Raw genomic sequence first — 17,321 nt, 5'->3', positions numbered from 1 at the left:
TAAAAAAGTCCTATGCAACTCATTCCCTTTCTCTCCAAACACACCCAACTCCCTCAAAAGAGTATTGAGAATACCGTGGAACTTCTGAACGAAGATTGTACCGTACCCTTTATCTCTCGCTATCGAAAAGAACGAACGGGCAATCTAGACGAGGTACAGATTGGGGCCATAGTACAGTTCAAGGCACAGTTCGAGGCTCTTGAAAAGCGAAAAACGGCAGTCATAAAGGCTATTGAAGAGCAAAATGCCCTGACCGACGAACTTCGCCTCAAGATAGAACAGACCGACGAACTCGTTACGCTTGAAGACCTATACCTCCCGTTCAAGAAGAAACGAAAGACCAAGGCGGAAACCGCCCGGAAAAACGGACTAGAACCCCTTGCTAAAATCATTATGGCCCAAAACCATAACGATATTGAATCGGCAGCCCTACAATATACCAACAATGAAGTCGCCGATGCGGACGAAGCCCTTGAAGGGGCCCGGCATATCATTTCCGAGTGGATCAACGAACGTATCTCGGTAAGAAACCAAGTGCGTAATCAATTGGAACGCAGTGCCCTGATCGTCACAAAGGTTATCTCTACCAAAAAAGACGAAGAAAAAGCACAAAAGTTCCGCGATTACTTTGATTGGAGCGAAGCTTTAAAACGTTGTCCCTCACACCGGTTATTGGCCATTTTACGTGCCGAAAACGAGGGTTTTATCCGCGTTAAGATAGAAATCGACTCCGACGAAATGCTTCGGCGTATCGAAGATCGCATCATAAAATCGAATAATTCGTGTACGCCCCAAATACAACTGGCCATTGCCGATGCGTACAAACGCCTACTTTTTCCTTCCTTATCGAATGAAATCCTCAAAAACGCCAAGGAAAAGGCAGACGACGACGCCATCAAGGTATTCAGCAAGAACCTAAAACAATTATTGCTCGGGGCTCCCCTAGGGGAAAAACGCATCCTGGCAATAGACCCCGGCTTCCGAACCGGCTGTAAGATCGTATGTTTGAGCGCCCAGGGAGAGCTCGAACACAATGAGACCATCTATCCGCATCCGCCTCAGAACAAGAGTTCAGAGGCCATAAAAAAAATCAGTTCGCTTTGCGATGCCTACAAAATAGAGGCCATTGCCATTGGCAACGGAACGGCTTCAAGGGAGACCGAACACTTGGTTAAGCGCATCCATTTCAAAAACCCTATGGAGGTTTTTATAGTGAGCGAAGCCGGAGCTTCAATTTATTCCGCCTCAAAAATCGCCCGTGACGAATTCCCTAATTACGATGTTACCGTCAGGGGTGCCATTTCCATAGGAAGGCGACTCGCCGACCCCTTGGCAGAACTGGTGAAAATAGACCCCAAATCTATCGGTGTCGGACAGTACCAGCACGATGTAGACCAAGGAAAACTTCAGACCTCATTGGATAGCGTAGTGGAAAGCTGCGTAAATTCGGTTGGGGTAAACATCAATACGGCCAGTGTACCCTTATTGAGCTACGTATCCGGTATCGGGCCGAAACTCGCGGAAAACATTGTCGCCTATCGCAATGAAAACGGAGCGTTCAAAAGTAGGACCGACATTAAAAAAGTAGCCCGGCTCGGCGGAAAGGCTTTTGAACAAGGAGCTGCCTTCCTGCGGATAAAAGATGCCAAAAACCCCTTAGATGACTCTGCCGTTCACCCCGAGAGCTATAACATTGTCCAAAAAATCGCAAAGGACCAAGGCATACCCGTCACCGAATTGATAGGAAACAGCAAGGCCCTAAAGAGTGTGGACCTACAAGCGTATTGTACCGAAACTATCGGCTTACCTACGTTAAAGGATATTGTAGAAGAACTTGAAAAACCCGGCCTTGACCGTCGTGAAAAAGCGAAGGTTTTTACTTTTGACCAAAATATAAAAACGATATCCGATTTGAGGGAAGGCCAGTTGTTGCCCGGCATTGTCAACAACATTACCAATTTCGGGTGTTTTGTCGACATAGGAATCAAGGAAAGCGGTCTTATCCACGTATCGAACCTATCGGATACTTTTGTTAAAGACGTAAATGCACATGTGAGCCTGCACGAGCAGATTATAGTAAAAGTACTGCAAGTGGATGTGCCCCGAAAACGCATTCAGCTAAAGCTGCACAAATAAGTAAGCACCACGCTATCTTGACATTTCACGCATCATAGCCCCTGTTACTTTTTATCTTTTTGATGATGGAGGCTTCTTCTAGGTTTCCATTGCCAAAAAAGCGAAGAATACCCCGTATTTCAAGGAAAGAAACAAAGCCATATACCTTGCCTTTTCGTTTATAAAATACCCTTACCATACAAGCGCTTCAAAAAATTAACACCTTAACCTTATTTAGATTTATTTAAAATAAGTACTTTTGGACTTCTATTTAGAATCAGTATTGTGTCAAAAAAGAAAAAATCCTCCAAAAAGAAGGATAAAAAAATAAAGAAAGCCGTCCTGCTACAGCAGAAGGTTGAAAAGGCGTTGGACAGTGACGCCAAGCTCAAGAGCAAGTGCTGTAAAAAATATAAAAAGGGCGAAAACAAAAGGTGCGGACGCTGCCCTTGTTTCGACCTTATGAAAAAAGTGGCCTAACCTCCTTCCCATCCGTTTGCCCTTTATTGATTGCATATAGCCCTATATTTGCAGCATGCTCAAGATTGCCTATCACCCCATTTACAAGCACTCCTTACCCGAAGGGCACCGATTTCCGATGCTTAAGTATGAATTATTGCCCAAACAACTCTTGCACGAGGGCACCTGTACCGCCGAAAACTTCTTTGAACCCGAAATACCGAACGACAAATACATTGTTGCCGTTCACGAGCCCGAGTATTTCTACGATCTCTTGAACTTAAAGATTTCCTCTCGTGATGCAAGAAAAATTGGCTTCCCCCTAACCGAAGACCTTATTGAACGGGAGCGCATCATAGCCGATGGCACCATCCAAGCCTGCCGCTTCGCCATTGAAAACGGCATCGCCATGAATATTGCCGGCGGCACCCACCATGCCTATACCGACCATGGTGAAGCCTTCTGTATGCTGAACGACCAAGCTATCGGGGCCCGATACCTACAGGCGCGCCAATTGGCAAAGAAAATCTTGATCGTAGACCTAGATGTCCATCAAGGCAACGGTACGGCAGAAATTTTCGGGAACGACACCTCGGTATTTACGTTTTCAATGCATGGGGCCAGCAACTATCCTTTTAAAAAAGAGCGTTCCGACCTAGACATCCCCCTAGCTAAATACACGGACGACACTACCTACCTATCCCTACTCAAGCAAACCTTGCCCCGATTGATCAGTGAGGAAAAACCCGATTTTATTTTTTATCTCGCCGGGGTAGATATTATCGGTTCGGACAAACTCGGCACCCTAGCCCTTAGTATAGACGGCTGTAAAGAGCGCGATGCCTTTGTACTAGAAACCTGCCATCGATTGCAAATACCCGTTCAATGCAGTATGGGAGGCGGCTACTCCCCAGCCATAAAAACCATTGTAGAGGCACATGCCAACACTTATAGGCTGGCCCAACAAATCTACTTTTAACCTCCCTCCTTTCGCCAATTCACCGGGCTATCTCGAGCTTACTATTCATTTATTTTGTAATTTAATGGGAATACCCCCCTTAAACCCCATATAAATACACCCCACCTAGCTGGCCGTGTCCATTTTTTTTAAGTAAAACATAGACACTTTACAGAATAGATTTAGTTTTGCCTGTATTATGAAAAAAACCATAGCCCTGCTGTTCACCATCTTTACGCTTGGTGTATATGCCCAAGACTCGATCGTATCGGTTCCCGAAAAACGTTGGGACATGTTCAAGTACGATATCGGAAATATGTTCAAAGGTGTAGCTTACTCCTATTCTAGACCATTTCAGTGGAAGGGCCAACAATGGGCGCAATTTGGGGGGGTACTCGCAGGTACCGGAGCGGTATATCTTGCCGACGAAGAAACGTCGGAGTTTTTTAAAAGACAAAGGGAAGGGGTACCTAACGTTTTCCGCGAATACGGCGAACTCTATGGAAGCCCCGAAAACAATTACTTGGCAACTTCAGGTGTGTATTTGGTAGGCTTGATTACCAAGAACGAAAAACTTCGTCGTACGGGAGTTCTATTGATATCGTCGGCTACCTCTGCAGGATTTTTGCAGCAAGTTTTAAAATCTGCCGTAGGTCGGGCACGGCCGGTGGCAGAAAGGGGGAAGGATACTTTTGACCCCTTCAATCCGCATAGGAACTACAATTCTTTTCCATCGGGACATGCCTTATTGGCCTTTACCAACGCCTATGCCATCGGTAAACAGTTCAAAAGTCCCTGGGTCAAGGCAGGGGTATATACCTTAGGCGCCATCCCCGGCATTTCACGTATTTGGGACGGTCAACACTGGTTGAGCGATTTTGTATTTGCCGTAGCCATCAGTGTGGCCACGGTAGAATCCATTGATCGCTATCTCGACCGAAAATACGATGAGAAATACAATGACCGATCCAAAAAAATGAGCTGGAACCTCAACTTCGGTCCCGGAACCTTGGGTGTGGTCCTTCAGTTTTAGACGGTAGCCCGTTAAAATATCAGATAGGTACTCAACACTAAAGCCGTAATAACGGCCCCTGCTATAAAGGCATATTTCCAAGGCTCTACACTAACCGCATCGGTTGTCATCGGTTGATAATCCGTATCTCTGGGATAGAGTTTCCCAATAAACAACATAATCGCGATATTGAGCACGAACAAAATAGCCATGACGTGTAAAAAATGCGGGTAGGCTTCGGCCTGGATCACACTCAACGCCTTGGCGTCGCTTATGCCGTTTTGTGCCGCTTCGGCCAGCGCCTTATCCACAAAATAGGGCTTGACCAAAAACTGACTGATCGAATAGAGGACCACTCCCGAAATTACCCCGACCTTGGCAGCAATGGCCGGCACCCGTTTAGTAAAAAAGCCTATTACGATAACCGTTAAAATAGGAATACTATAACAACCATTGGCCTCTTGCAACCACGCGAAAAGCCCCTGTGGCGCATTGGCGATCAGAGGAGCGACAAACATTCCCAAAATACCAAGAACAAGTCCGAACATCTTCCCCGCTTTTACGGTTTCAAGCTCGGTCGCACCCTTCTTGAAATACTGCCGATAAAGGTCGAATCCGAATAAGGTGGCACTACTGTTCAACAGACTGTTGAAGGAACTCAGTATGGCCCCAAAAAGTACAGCGGCAAAAAGGCCGGTAAATGTTGCGGGAAGTACGGTAGCCACCAATTTCGGGTAAGCTTGGTCGGGGTTATCAAGATTGCCCTCGAAAATATGCCAGGCGATGATACCGGGCAATACCACGATAATGGGAATCAAAAACTTGACCAAGGCGGCAAGTATCACCCCTTTTTGGCCTTCCTTAAGGTTTTTTGCCCCAAATACACGTTGTAAAATCACTTGGTTGGTACCCCAATAGAACATCTGTACCAGCATCATTCCCGTAAAAATGGTGCCAAACGGTATGGATGCATCAACATCACCCTTTACATTGAACTTTTCCGGATGGCTTTCCCAAAGCAGGCTTATTCCATCGGAAATACTTCCATCCCCAATGGCCAACAATCCAAAAACCGGAATAAGGAGTCCCCCGATCAAAAGTCCGATCGAGTTGATAAGATCGGAGACCGCCACAGCCTTCAATCCGCCAAAAATGGCATATATGATACCGATAATTCCAATACTCCAAACACAGAGCCACAAAGTAGCCGTATCCGAAAGTCCTAAAAGGGTCGGCAAATCGAACATGGTGCTAAAGGCCAAAGATCCGGAATACAGTACGGAAGGAATGACCACAATAACGTAACCCGATAAAAATAAGGCCGTGAGAATAGCTTTTGTACCGTGATCGAACCGATCTTCCACAAATTGGGGAATGGTCGTTATACCGCCTCGCATGTACCTGGGAAGCAGGAAAACCGCAGTAATGATCATGGCAATAGCGGCCAGTGTCTCCCAAGCCATAACCAATACCCCCTCGGTAAAGGCCTGTCCGTTCAGCCCCACGATCTGCTCGGCGGAAAGGTTGGTCAAAAGCAAGGAACCCGCAATGGTTATCGCCCCTAAGCTTCTTCCCGCCAAAAAATAACCGTCGGCGGATTTTTCATTGGTACTTCTGGTAGCGTACCAAGCGATTACCGCCACTAAGAGCGTAAACCCCACAAAAGAAATAATTGAAAGCATATCTTTGGTCTTTTAGTTGGTATTGGGCCTATGTAGGCGGGAACTATGGGTTGTCTATATTCTTTAATACGCGACACGGGTTGCCAACGGCCACCACATTCTCGGGGATATCTTTTACCACCACACTTCCGGAACCGATGACACTGTTGTTTCCTATGGTAACCCCAGGATTGACAATTACCCCTCCACCGATCCAAACGTTATCCCCTATCCGTATCGGTTTTGCGAATTCGATTCCAGAGTTACGGGCTTCAAACTCCAATGGGTGTGTAGCCGTAAGCAACTTTACCCCCGGGGCCATCATTACGTTCTTACCGATGTACACCGGTGCAGCGTCCAAAATAATACAATCAAAATTGGCATATGCGTTCTCGCCCCAATAAATATTGAAACCATAATCGCAGGTAAAGCGGTTTTCGATATAGAAATTCTTTCCGGTCTCGGCAAATAGCTCTTTAAAAAAGTGCTTGCGCTGCCGTTCTTTGTCCATGGGGATGGCCGCTATTTCCTGCATCAACTTTCGGGCCCGCAACCTGGCCCTTACCAACTCTTTATCACTTGGATCATAGGCTTGCCCGCTGATCATTTTCTCTTTTTCGGTCATGTGAACTCTACTCTATTTTCTCGGCCCTTATGATTCCGCATTCGGGAACCTCCACCTCTATTACCCCTTTCGAAAATACTACATTCTCCTCCCTTATCAAATTTCCTTGGCAATCATAGACTTTACAGGCATAAGCCCCCAAATCATTTAAAATTCGAACGACTACTTGGGTGGCTATTTGAGCATTCAAGATATCTATGTGCGTATAAGCCCCATCGAGCTCTACTACCCAAGCATCATAAACCCCAATAATGAGGTGTCCGTTCTTAGATACCCGTTGGGTGGGGTAATTGGCCAACGGTTTAGAAGGAAGGAAATATCCGTTCATAAGCACATCGGCATTTTCGTTCCAGTACTTCGTATAAAAGCCGATCATGTTTACGTATGCTTCGGGTGTCTCACTCAACATAACGGAAAGTTGGGGCACCCCAAAAAGCGTATTGATGACTTGAAGAGCCGCAATTTCCAAGGGTTCGTCCGCATGCCAGGTAACCATATCGGAGTGTACCGCAGTATTTCCGGCAAGCATACGAATATCCGCAATTCGCAATCGGTTCATGGTAGCATCTCCTGGGCAGTCGAAGGCTCTGAACATATTACCGTATTTACGCATCGCAGGTCCCGTATACTTCTGTCTGAACTCAATAAAGATTTCGGGGTTAATTTTTGTCAAGGCGTCTTTCACATCTGTCAACAAGCGATCAACAGCCCCATTTATCGACGCATAATCCGCATCTGGCCCCAATTTAGTCGGGGTATCTTTATAAAACCTAAAGTCGTCGATAAAATCAAGCTTGAAGCCGTCGAGGCTCCAATCTCGCGCGGCATTGGTATAAATATCGATAAGGTATTGCCTAACATCGGGATAACGTGGATCAAAAACAGGAGCCCATCTATGGTCTTCGGTCAGGAATTTCCCTTTAAAACGTTTGTAGGCCTTTGATTTTTCACCACAGAAGGGAACGGAGTACCAAAGAGCGATTTTCATACCGGTTTCATGTACACTTTTTACGAATTCCGCCATTTCAGGAATACGGTCTGGCTGCCAATCCCCCGTAAAATCATAGCCTCGGTTCGAATCGAAGGTTTGCCAACCGTCATCAATGATGATAGCTTTGTAGCCCAGATTTTTGGCCAATCGACATTCTTTCAAAAGCAAGGGTACATCGAGGTTCTGATGAAACTGGTACCAGGTAGAGTACAATGGCGTTTTAGCGATATCAGGTACATAGGCCGGCTTCAATTGCTCAAAGCTTTCCCACCACGAAGCCACCGCCCGAAGGCTATCGGAAAAATGCCGGTCTTGATAATCCAATCGCAATTGCACCTTAAAATTTTTAAGGGGATAATGTTGTTCCGTAAAAAAGGTAACGTGGCAATAAAAACAATTGTCCTCTTCACGTAAACGGGCATTCATTTCCAATTTATTGATGGCATTGGAGCAAGCGAAGGTCAAGACATTGCCATCGCTATTCCCAAATAGGGAAATTACGGGCGAATCGATAGAAATCCGCGATTCCATATTGTCAAGTTCCCAATCGGCTTGAATACGTTTATTGAAATCCGTGGTGGGTTTCCAAACGCCCTTTACGTTGATGGCCGGAACCTTCCATTGCAAGGTTATAGGTTTGGGCACCTCTTCGACATCATTGTTGACTTCAAAATCGTATAACGTTACCCCTTCATCCCCATATACCTTATTCAGGGTGGTACGGAAATTTTGTTTTTCCCCGATAATGATTATTTCCGGAAAGCTTGTAATGGTAGTGTTTGCAATCATCTCAATTATATGGCCAGTGATTAATTAATGGTTCGCTATCGTAAAATCCCTCCCAAAAAAGAGGAAATTCCCCTTTCATGGAATGTTTAAGTAAAACTCGTAGAAAAGACATCCCATATGTATTCTATACTATGATATTCTATGCTACTTTTCAAATATACAGTGTATCCTATTGACCACAAAACAAAATTGTGTCAATTATGCACTAATGAGCCTATTACCCTAAAAAACGCCTCAACCTCAGGGGCAAATCTCATCCTAATCTTCAGATTTTACTCCTTAAACCGACAAATAAAGAGGAATAAAAGTTTTGAAATATAGCTATTTTCCTAATTCTATATAGGAATAATCTTCATATGACACAAATACAACCCCATTTGTTAACCCAAAGAAGAAATGGGAAGATTTCGATACTAACAACGGGATATACTATGAAGCCTACGGAAGAATCAATGCTCCTTTCTTAATCGCTCGAGAACCAATCGGCCCACGGCCCTGCCCTGTTTAACGCCCAGTTCAATGGCCGGCCTATAGTGAATCCCCCCGTAAAGCCTGCTGATCGCTGCTTCTTCCGCTGCTTGCCAAAACGACTGAAAGCTTCTTGGAGGAAGGCCGTATGGTACTTCCGTAGCATCTACAAATGCATAATCATCGCCGAATACCCCGGTAAGCACCGTAGCTGCTGCACTTGACGCCACACTATGTCCAGACGTATGCTCAGGAAAAGCCGGCGTTTGCAATATAGGTTCCCAATCTTGGTCAATATAGTTATTGATATAGGTTTCAGGCCGGGTCAAACTGCTTTTATACTTCTGGTCCCAACAACTGATAAAGGCATCGGCCAGGGCCACCCCTAACATCGACATGGTTTCGGCAGCCTTTACCCCGTCGGCCTTTTGTTCTTCCAGTATCTGTGCAGCTATATGCATCCAATGGCCCCCAGGGGAAATTTGTTGTTGGAAATACATGACATGCCCCTTGGTGTGCGATATATTCGGGTTACAGTCCCAAAACTTCGCCACCTCCAACTTATCATCGTCAAGATTTTCCACCGTTTCATAGACCTCCATGGCTTCCTTATAAAATGGGGAGTCTTCGGCACTGTCAAAAGGCGTGGGCAGTCCTGGATCAAATTGTGCTGCCGAATCAAGTACAAAGGGCCGTAAGGTATTCCAATGCGGTTCAATGGCCTCCATATAGTCCGGTGGCGTAGGCCTCCAACGGCCCGGGTCATCACTGACCGAATATCGGGGCAATGCCGTACGGCGGAGATACCCATCTTTTGCCGCCCAAGCCAAGATTTCGCTTGCCAGGGTCTCCCCTAGATCAATTGAATTCCGATAAACTTCTTGGTCCATACCTATTTCCTTGACCTCCCCGAGCATCTTGTTCTTGATGGCCTCGACCTTGTCCAAATCAAAAACCAAGGATTTTCCCACCTGGGTAAACGCTACAATTGACACTAAGGGATAGTAATAATTCTTGGACGGATCAGGTGTCGATAACTCTTTTAACCCATTCAATCGGGACGACAGCGACAATTTTGTCGAGTCCATAAAGCGTATCCCTTCGTAGGCCGCAATATTGGAATAAGCATAGATCCTACTGGCCACCGGTGGGGTAAAAATATCAGATACGATTACATTGGTGAGTTCCCGGTTGTATCTCGACAAACTGCCTTCAAAATACGTATCTAACCGCTCTTTGTCGTGATTTGTTCCACAGGATACCATAAGCACCGTACATACGATAATAAACCTACTTAATCGCTTCATTTGTATACACTATTTTTGTGTTTCCTTCAGAGTCGGTAATTTCAATTTCTTGTATATTCCGATTCAATAAAATACTTCTTGAACTTTGGGATAAATAACCGGATCCGAGATAAAACTCTTTTCGATATTCCTTTCCGTTTTTCAATCTGACCGTTGCAAATGCCACATCGGCGGTTAGGGTCAATCGTTTTGAACCTGCCTTCGAAGGCCTCGACCCAAATACTTTCAAGGGACCGTTACTTTGGGCAGAGAGCACATACCTACCTTGTTCAGAATCCATAATCGCTAATCCGCTCGCGTCAAAATCGCTTAAAAAGCCACTTTTTTCCAAAGGAATACTTTCAAAAGACTCACCATCCCCCTTGAAAAACGCCCCCAAAAAAGCATCATACCGACCGGTGGCGGCTTCCGTTGCATATGAGTTACCGGTAAACAGTACATCTTCATTTCCGTCCCAATCAAAATCCCCAACTGCGATACCCTCAAGAGGTGCGGTCTGTAAAGTCAAGGGCAATGGCCGCAGTGCAAACTTTCCTCCCCCTAAATTTTCAAGATAACTACTAGCAAAATTATAGCTCTTGACCACATAGGCATCTTCAAGTTCTTCGGGCAAAAAAGATTTTTCAAAATTCGTTTCAGCATAAGACCTATAAGTCTTAAACCTGCTCCGCATCGCATTGACCTGTCCAATGATTTCATCCCGAGAATGGGCCAAATGGTTTTCGCCTTCTATGTAATAACACATTATAGGGTCTACACGGCCATCTTTGTCGTAGTCTTTGGCATAGATGCACAGCGGCTCTTCCTCAGTGGCGGTATATTTACTGTTCAGACCAAGGTTCCCTAAAATATAATCGGTATCGCCATCTTGATCAAAATCACCTCCATTGATACCGTTCCACCATCCTTCGGTTTTTGTTAGACCCGTCGTTTCCTTTTGTAAGACCAGCTTTCCATTCTCATTATGGAATACGACAATAGGCATAAATTCACCCACCGCAATAAGGTCGACCCATCCATCATTGTCATAATCGGTCCACAATCCGGAAGTAACCATGGTGAGTTCGTTCCACCCCTCAATCTGTTCACTTACATCAATGAACTTAGCTTCCCCACTTTCGCCTGAACGATTCTCAAGCAAGTAACTATGGGCGGGCATCGGATATTTGCCCGGGTCAACCCTACCTCCCACAAACAAATCAAGATCTCCATCTTTATCATAATCATTCGCTACCACGCAAGAACCACTCGTCCTGATTTCGGGCAAGGCATCGGACCGTTTAAAATTACCCTTGCCGTCATTCAAATAAAGCCGGTCTTGATATATCTCGGAATCAGCAGATACAACCACACCCCCACTGACCACATAGAGATCCTTATATCCATCGCCATTGGCATCAAAAAACAAGGCGCCCATATCTTCAAACATAGCCTCAAAGCCCATACCCGACCTAAAAGTACCATCCTCATTTTGATGAAATACTTTTCCCGATTGGCCCGAAGCCCCTCCTACGAAAAAATCTTCCAAACCATCACCATCTATATCAGCGACCGCAACCCCGGGTCCGTTTCGGGAATGCATGTGTGGTAAAATCGGCTGCAACTTAAAATCCACAACATCATCTTCATGATGTTCAAAGCTTACGCCCAGACTATCCGTTGCATCGATAAAAAATGTTTTTTGGGACATCTCTTCTTGAACTATGTTTTTAGAGGCATTCGATTGTTGCAAGCTCAGAGTCGTATCAACGGCTTGAGCGGTTAAGGCCTGATAACTCCCATCGGGCCACCATACTTCGACACTTTTTACCTCTAGTGCCTTGCCCAAACCGAAATGCACTACGGGATCAACACTGGATTCGTATCCCCGACTCAAGTAATGTTGATAGAACTGTTCCGAGTCTTCGGTAGTAACCTTCAATTTTGCACCTATCCCCTGAAGATTTCCCGGACTCCCTTTAAGTTGAATACGCAGGTAATGATTCCTTTCCTCAGGCGTCCCAACATTTTCATAGACAAAAGCAGGTTGGTCCATATTGTTGACCAAAAGATCTAGGTCTCCATCGTTATCCAAATCTGCGTAAGCCGCACCATGTGAACAACTACTTTTATCAACGCCCCAAACATCGGAGACCTTTTCAAAGGTCATATCTCCCTTGTTCCTATAGGCATAATTCGGAAGATCGGCCATGGGCAGTTCACTAATCGATTTCAGTTTTTGTTGAATCTTGGTATCGACATCCCCTACCGGGGTATCATAGGTCTTTTGATAATGAATATAATCCAAGTCGCCCAAATCCCTTAAAAAGCCGTTGGTAACGTATAGATCTTTACGACCATCGTTATCATAATCGGCCAAGAGCGGGCTCCAACTCCAATCAGTACTACTGATCCCGGCCAGAAAGCCGATTTCACTAAACTTGCCCTGGCCTTGGTTCAACTGTAAGGTATTGCGACTATACTGAGCATTATAACCCGCTTCCAACATGATTTGAAAACGATCATAACCCGTTGATGAAATGATCATTTTTTGTCTCTCATTATCTTCGGGACGCATGTCCAACACCAGAATATCAGGTTCCCCGTTATTATCGATATCGGCTACATCATTGCCCATACCTGCGTAAGAAGTATGCTTTATCTGTTCGGAAATCCGGTCTTTGAACGTACCGTCCTTTTGGTTGATATAAAGAATGTCATTACCGATAAAATCGTTGGAGACATACATATCGGGCCAGCTGTCGCCATTTATATCGGAAACCCCTACGCCAAGGCCATAACCCTCTAACAAAATACCGGCTTCCCGAGAAACATCCTCAAACCTACCGTTCCCCATATTTTTGTACAAACGGTCATTACTCACGGATTGTCCATCGACCTCCCTTGGTTTGCTCACATTTACGTTATATTCGTAAGCGGCAGGGTTGACCAAGAGGTACATGTCTAGGTCACCATCTTTATCATAATCAAAAAAAGCCGAATGCATACTTTGTCGTGTATCGGCCAGTCCGTATTCTTCTGCCCTTTCAGTAAAAGTCATATCGCCATTGTTGATATACAACATATTGGCCCTCTGCGCTACTTCGGCACTTCCCGACACGCAGATATAGATATCCAAAAATCCATCTTGGTTCACATCTACCATACTTACGCCCGTGCCCCAGCGGGAGTTCAACAGACCTGCAGACTCGGTAATATCTTCGAATTCCATATTACCCTTGTTGCGATATAATCTTCCAGAAACCATGTTCCCACTAAAATACACGTCGGTAAGACCATCGTTATCGATATCGCCAACGGCCACGCCGGCACCGGTGTATACATTCATGAATTCGAACACATTGATACTATCGTTTTCCGTAATGGTGTTCTGAAAATCGATTCCCGTCTTGGAGGCATCCAACAAACGGAAACGATGGGTTTTGTTCTCGCCACAACCCGTTAAAAGAAGGAAAAGGCCCCACACCAGCACAAACCGATTCATTTTCTTCATAGCGTATCCAAAATTTCGGTTTCCCTTCCGTTTCCATCCATAATTTTAACCGAGACGGCCGCTTCCGGAATAGCAATATTGCGACTCGTACTTGAAAGGTAACCGCCACCATAATGGATTTCCACTTTTTGCTTATCCCCATTTTCAAAAGTCATCAAGGCATATACGTCATTAGGCTTTGGAATATACATTCTATTTTTCATGGGACGATAAAAAGTTTTCAAACCCTCGTTGTTCCGCCCTACGACAACCAGTTCTTTCCCAGCGGCATTCAAACCCACCAGACTTTTTGCATCGCCTTCTACGAAAAATCCGCTTTGTGAAACATCCGCCAAGCCAAAACTTCCCGAGCCGTCCCCCAAAAACAACCAACCAATAGAAGCATCGTACCTACCGGAAAACACCTCGCCACCGTAAAAATTACCCACGGCGAGCACATCAAGATTCCGGTCACCATTGTAGTCTCCGACCATCATACCGTACATCGGGGCAATCTGGGCCGGTCTTGACAACTCTGAAAGTCTAAATTTTCCACTACCCAGATTCTCAAGATACGAATTGGCAAAGGTCTCACTTTTCACCACATGGGCATTTTCTATTTCTTCCTTCAAAAACGATTCCTCAAAAGTAGCCTCGGCATAATCTGAAAACGTTCTAAAACGCGAACGCATGGCATTGATCTGATCGATCAGGTCGTTGCGCGAGTGGGCCACGTAATTCTTACCATCTACATAATGACACATAACGGGATCAATTTGACCATTCTTGTCATAATCACTTGCGTAAATGCACAAGGGCTCTTTTGCACTTGCCTTGAACTTAGAATTGAGGCCAAGGTTGCCCAATATATAATCCGTATCCCCATCATTATCGAAATCACCCGAAACGATGCTATTCCACCAACCATGCGTGTGCGAAAGGCCGGTTTGTTCAGTAATCTCGGAAAATTGGCCTTTGTCGTTCCTAAAGAACCGAATAGCCATAAATTCACCCGTTACGATCAAATCTGGCCAATTGTCGTTGTTGAAATCTGTCCAGAGGGCGGAGGTAACCATTCCCAAGTCCTTAAAAACACCGCTAATAGACTGAGAGTCTTTCGTAAACTTTAGCTTACCGGGAACACTATTGTTTTGTAAAAGAAAGCTTTCAGGTGCCATTGGATATTCGCCCGGCCTTACCCGCCCACCGATGAAAAGGTCTAGATCGCCATCTTTGTCGTAATCTGCGGCCGCGGCCACCGACCCACTAACCGGCATATTCGGCAGTGCCCCTCTTTTAGTAAAGTTCCCACTGCCGTCATTCTCGTAGAGGCGATCTTGATAAGCCTTATCGCCCACCGGGAAGGAAGACCCTCCGCTCACTACGTATAAATCTTGGTCCCCGTCATTATCCACATCGAAAAACAGGGCGCCCATATCTTCATGTTCCGTTTCCTCAAATTCATAGGAGGTAAAGGAGCCCTCTTTTTCCTGTAGCATCAATACTCCGGCCTGCCCCCTAGCCCCGCCCATATAGAGGTCCTCCAAGCCGTCGCCATTACTATCGGCCACGGCCAATCCGGGTCCGTTTCTAGAGTGCATATGGGGCAATAACGCCTGAACCTTAAAGTCTACAAAATCGTTTTCGACATGTAAGCGATCAAGACCGATGCTATCGACAGACCGGAACCATGTACCCGATGCGGGAACCCGTGAATTTGGTTTTGTTTCTTCTGCATCTTCATAGGCTAATACCAGCTCTTGATTTGTTGAAATATTTTCAAGTTTTTGCATCTTGCCATCGGGCCAAATCACCTTTACACTGTCCAATGTTTTCAATTGTCCCACCCCAAAATGCAATGCTTGTTCTACGGTCGACAAATATCCGCGATAAGGGGTGAAATACTTTTTCTGTATACTATCATCATAAAAAACCTCCACTTGGCTCCCTAAAGCCTGTTTGTTCTTTTGAGGGCCTTTGAACTTAAACCTGATATACCTATTCATTTCCGAAGAAATCGTATTTTCATATAATCCGGCCGGATCGTCAATATTGTTTATGACCAAATCCAAATCACCGTCATTGTCTAAATCGGCATAAGCCATACCGTTGGAATAGGTAGGCGTATCAAAACCGACCTCTTCCGATTGGTCTTCAAAGCTTAAGTTTCCCGTATTTTTAAAAAAGTAGTTCGTTTCTTTTATCCCGGGCAGTTTGTTCAGCTCTTCAATGCGCTTTTTTCTATTGGCCTCTTCGGTTCCCATGGTAAGTACCCTGTCTCCGTAGACCATAAAATCAAGATTAGTGATGTCTTGCCGGTAGCCGTTGGTAATACAAAGGTCGTTAAGTCCGTCTTGATCAAAGTCGGCGAACAAGGCGCTCCAGCTCCATTCCGTAGCATCGATTCCCGCCAGTTGCCCGACTTCACTAAACGAACCATTGCCGTTGTTGAGCTGCAAGGTGTTTCTGATGTATTGTGGTTGATACCCATAATCAAGCCTAGTCCTAAACTGATCATAATTATTGCCCATCATGGTCAATTTCCAACGCTTATTATCGGGAGGAAGCATATCGAGAACCACCACATCCATATTACCATCATTATCGATGTCGGCAATATCATTGCCCATACCATTAAATGTAAGATGTTTGAAATAAGAGGCTATTTCATTTTTGAAGCTTCCGTCCTTCTGGTTGATATAAAGCAAATCGTCGGTAAGAAAATCGTTGGACACGTATACATCGGGCCAACCGTCTTCATTGATATCGCAGACCTCAACACCAAGACCGTAGCCCTCAATTAAGATACCCGATTCCAAGGAAACATCGGTAAACACCGGTTTCCCTTCAGTTTTTTTACCACTATCGTTTCTATAGAGTTTGTCTACCGAAGGAACTTTATCGGCCTTATCCTTAGGTCTTGCCGTATTTCTATTGAAATCGACCAGTGCGTTGTTCAATAGATACATATCCAAGTCGCCATCACCATCATAATCGAAAAAAACCGACTGCACGGAATAACTCGTGTCTGCCAAGCCCCATTTTTGGGCTTCCTCGGTAAAAAACAGTTTGCCATTTTCCATACCATTGTTAACGAACAGCAAGTTGGCCATATCTTCATCTTTCGCACCCCGCGGCCCCGCCCTACATACATAAATATCAGGATAGCCATCTTGGTTGATATCAACTATGGCCACACCGTTCGACCAGTTTGCAGAACCTACGTTAGCGGCCTCGGTAATATCTTCGAACTTAAAACCGCCCAGATTACGGTACAGTCGATTACTGACCATATTGCCGGTAAAATATATATCTTGTAGCCCATCTAAATCAAAATCGGCTATCGCCACCCCGGCCCCATTGTACATGTACTCAAAATCGAGTATGGTAAGGGAATCGCGTAATTGCAGCCTATTTTCGAATGTCAGCCCTGATTCGGATACCGCTATCGACCTGAACAAGGC

At 45.2% G+C, this 17,321-nt stretch carries 10 protein-coding genes; 4 read left to right on the top strand and 6 right to left on the bottom strand.

Going from position 1 to position 17,321, the window contains the following annotated elements:
- The first annotated feature begins 12 nt into the window (after window positions 1-12).
- From B4Q04_RS05465 to B4Q04_RS05450, 4 genes are all read left to right on the top strand, one after another.
- Window positions 13-2,136, top strand: coding sequence for a Tex family protein (locus tag B4Q04_RS05465; protein WP_088696202.1), 2,124 nt, complete (start codon window positions 13-15; stop codon window positions 2,134-2,136).
- A 264-nt stretch (window positions 2,137-2,400) separates the two neighbouring features.
- Window positions 2,401-2,595 carry a hypothetical protein gene (locus B4Q04_RS05460; RefSeq protein WP_088696201.1) on the top strand — a complete coding sequence of 65 codons (195 nt, stop codon included), beginning with the start codon at window positions 2,401-2,403 and terminating at the stop codon, window positions 2,593-2,595.
- Between the two features lie 55 nt (window positions 2,596-2,650).
- Window positions 2,651-3,553, top strand: coding sequence for a histone deacetylase (locus B4Q04_RS05455; protein WP_088696200.1), 903 nt, complete (start codon window positions 2,651-2,653; stop codon window positions 3,551-3,553).
- A 178-nt stretch (window positions 3,554-3,731) separates the two neighbouring features.
- Window positions 3,732-4,565 (top strand): phosphatase PAP2 family protein, encoded by an 834-nt coding sequence (locus tag B4Q04_RS05450; RefSeq protein ID WP_013993450.1) that lies wholly within the window; start codon window positions 3,732-3,734, stop codon window positions 4,563-4,565.
- 11 nt (window positions 4,566-4,576) lie between these two features.
- Here the strand turns inward: B4Q04_RS05450 and B4Q04_RS05445 are convergent, their stop codons facing one another.
- From B4Q04_RS05445 to B4Q04_RS05420, 6 genes are all read right to left on the bottom strand, one after another.
- Window positions 4,577-6,226 (bottom strand): solute:sodium symporter family transporter, encoded by a 1,650-nt coding sequence (locus B4Q04_RS05445; RefSeq protein WP_013993449.1) that lies wholly within the window; start codon window positions 6,224-6,226, stop codon window positions 4,577-4,579.
- Between the two features lie 43 nt (window positions 6,227-6,269).
- Complete coding sequence (locus B4Q04_RS05440) at window positions 6,270-6,830, bottom strand: sugar O-acetyltransferase (RefSeq protein ID WP_013993448.1); 561 nt, start codon at window positions 6,828-6,830, stop codon at window positions 6,270-6,272.
- A gap of 7 nt (window positions 6,831-6,837) precedes the next feature.
- A complete protein-coding gene (locus tag B4Q04_RS05435) occupies window positions 6,838-8,610 on the bottom strand; it encodes a glycoside hydrolase family 36 protein (RefSeq protein WP_088696199.1) in 1,773 nt (590 codons plus the stop codon).
- A gap of 449 nt (window positions 8,611-9,059) precedes the next feature.
- Entirely contained in the window at window positions 9,060-10,385 is a 1,326-nt protein-coding gene (locus tag B4Q04_RS05430; protein ID WP_088696198.1) for a vanadium-dependent haloperoxidase, read from the bottom strand.
- Complete coding sequence (locus B4Q04_RS05425; protein WP_088696197.1) at window positions 10,369-13,878, bottom strand: VCBS repeat-containing protein; 3,510 nt, start codon at window positions 13,876-13,878, stop codon at window positions 10,369-10,371. The genes B4Q04_RS05430 and B4Q04_RS05425 overlap by 17 nt, the downstream gene beginning before the upstream one ends.
- Window positions 13,875-17,318, bottom strand: coding sequence for a VCBS repeat-containing protein (locus B4Q04_RS05420; protein ID WP_161496046.1), 3,444 nt, complete (start codon window positions 17,316-17,318; stop codon window positions 13,875-13,877). Before B4Q04_RS05420 ends, B4Q04_RS05425 begins: the two co-directional genes overlap by 4 nt.
- Window positions 17,319-17,321: the final 3 nt, after the last annotated feature.

Origin of the sequence: Zobellia sp. OII3 (genome assembly GCF_002211465.1) — a bacterium.
Lineage (GTDB): Bacteria > Bacteroidota > Bacteroidia > Flavobacteriales > Flavobacteriaceae > Zobellia > Zobellia galactanivorans.
The sequence above is the reverse complement of the archived record's forward strand: the minus strand, read 5'-3'. Positions and strand labels throughout refer to the sequence as shown.

Coding starts and splice junctions, on each gene's coding strand:
- B4Q04_RS05465 (WP_088696202.1), top strand. CDS start 13: ATGCAACTCATTCCCTTTCTCTCCAAACACACCCAACTCCCTCAAAAG.
- B4Q04_RS05455 (WP_088696200.1), top strand. CDS start 2,651: ATGCTCAAGATTGCCTATCACCCCATTTACAAGCACTCCTTACCCGAA.
- B4Q04_RS05450 (WP_013993450.1), top strand. CDS start 3,732: ATGAAAAAAACCATAGCCCTGCTGTTCACCATCTTTACGCTTGGTGTA.
- B4Q04_RS05445 (WP_013993449.1), bottom strand. CDS start 6,226: ATGCTTTCAATTATTTCTTTTGTGGGGTTTACGCTCTTAGTGGCGGTA.
- B4Q04_RS05440 (WP_013993448.1), bottom strand. CDS start 6,830: ATGACCGAAAAAGAGAAAATGATCAGCGGGCAAGCCTATGATCCAAGT.
- B4Q04_RS05435 (WP_088696199.1), bottom strand. CDS start 8,610: ATGATTGCAAACACTACCATTACAAGCTTTCCGGAAATAATCATTATC.
- B4Q04_RS05430 (WP_088696198.1), bottom strand. CDS start 10,385: ATGAAGCGATTAAGTAGGTTTATTATCGTATGTACGGTGCTTATGGTA.
- B4Q04_RS05425 (WP_088696197.1), bottom strand. CDS start 13,878: ATGAAGAAAATGAATCGGTTTGTGCTGGTGTGGGGCCTTTTCCTTCTT.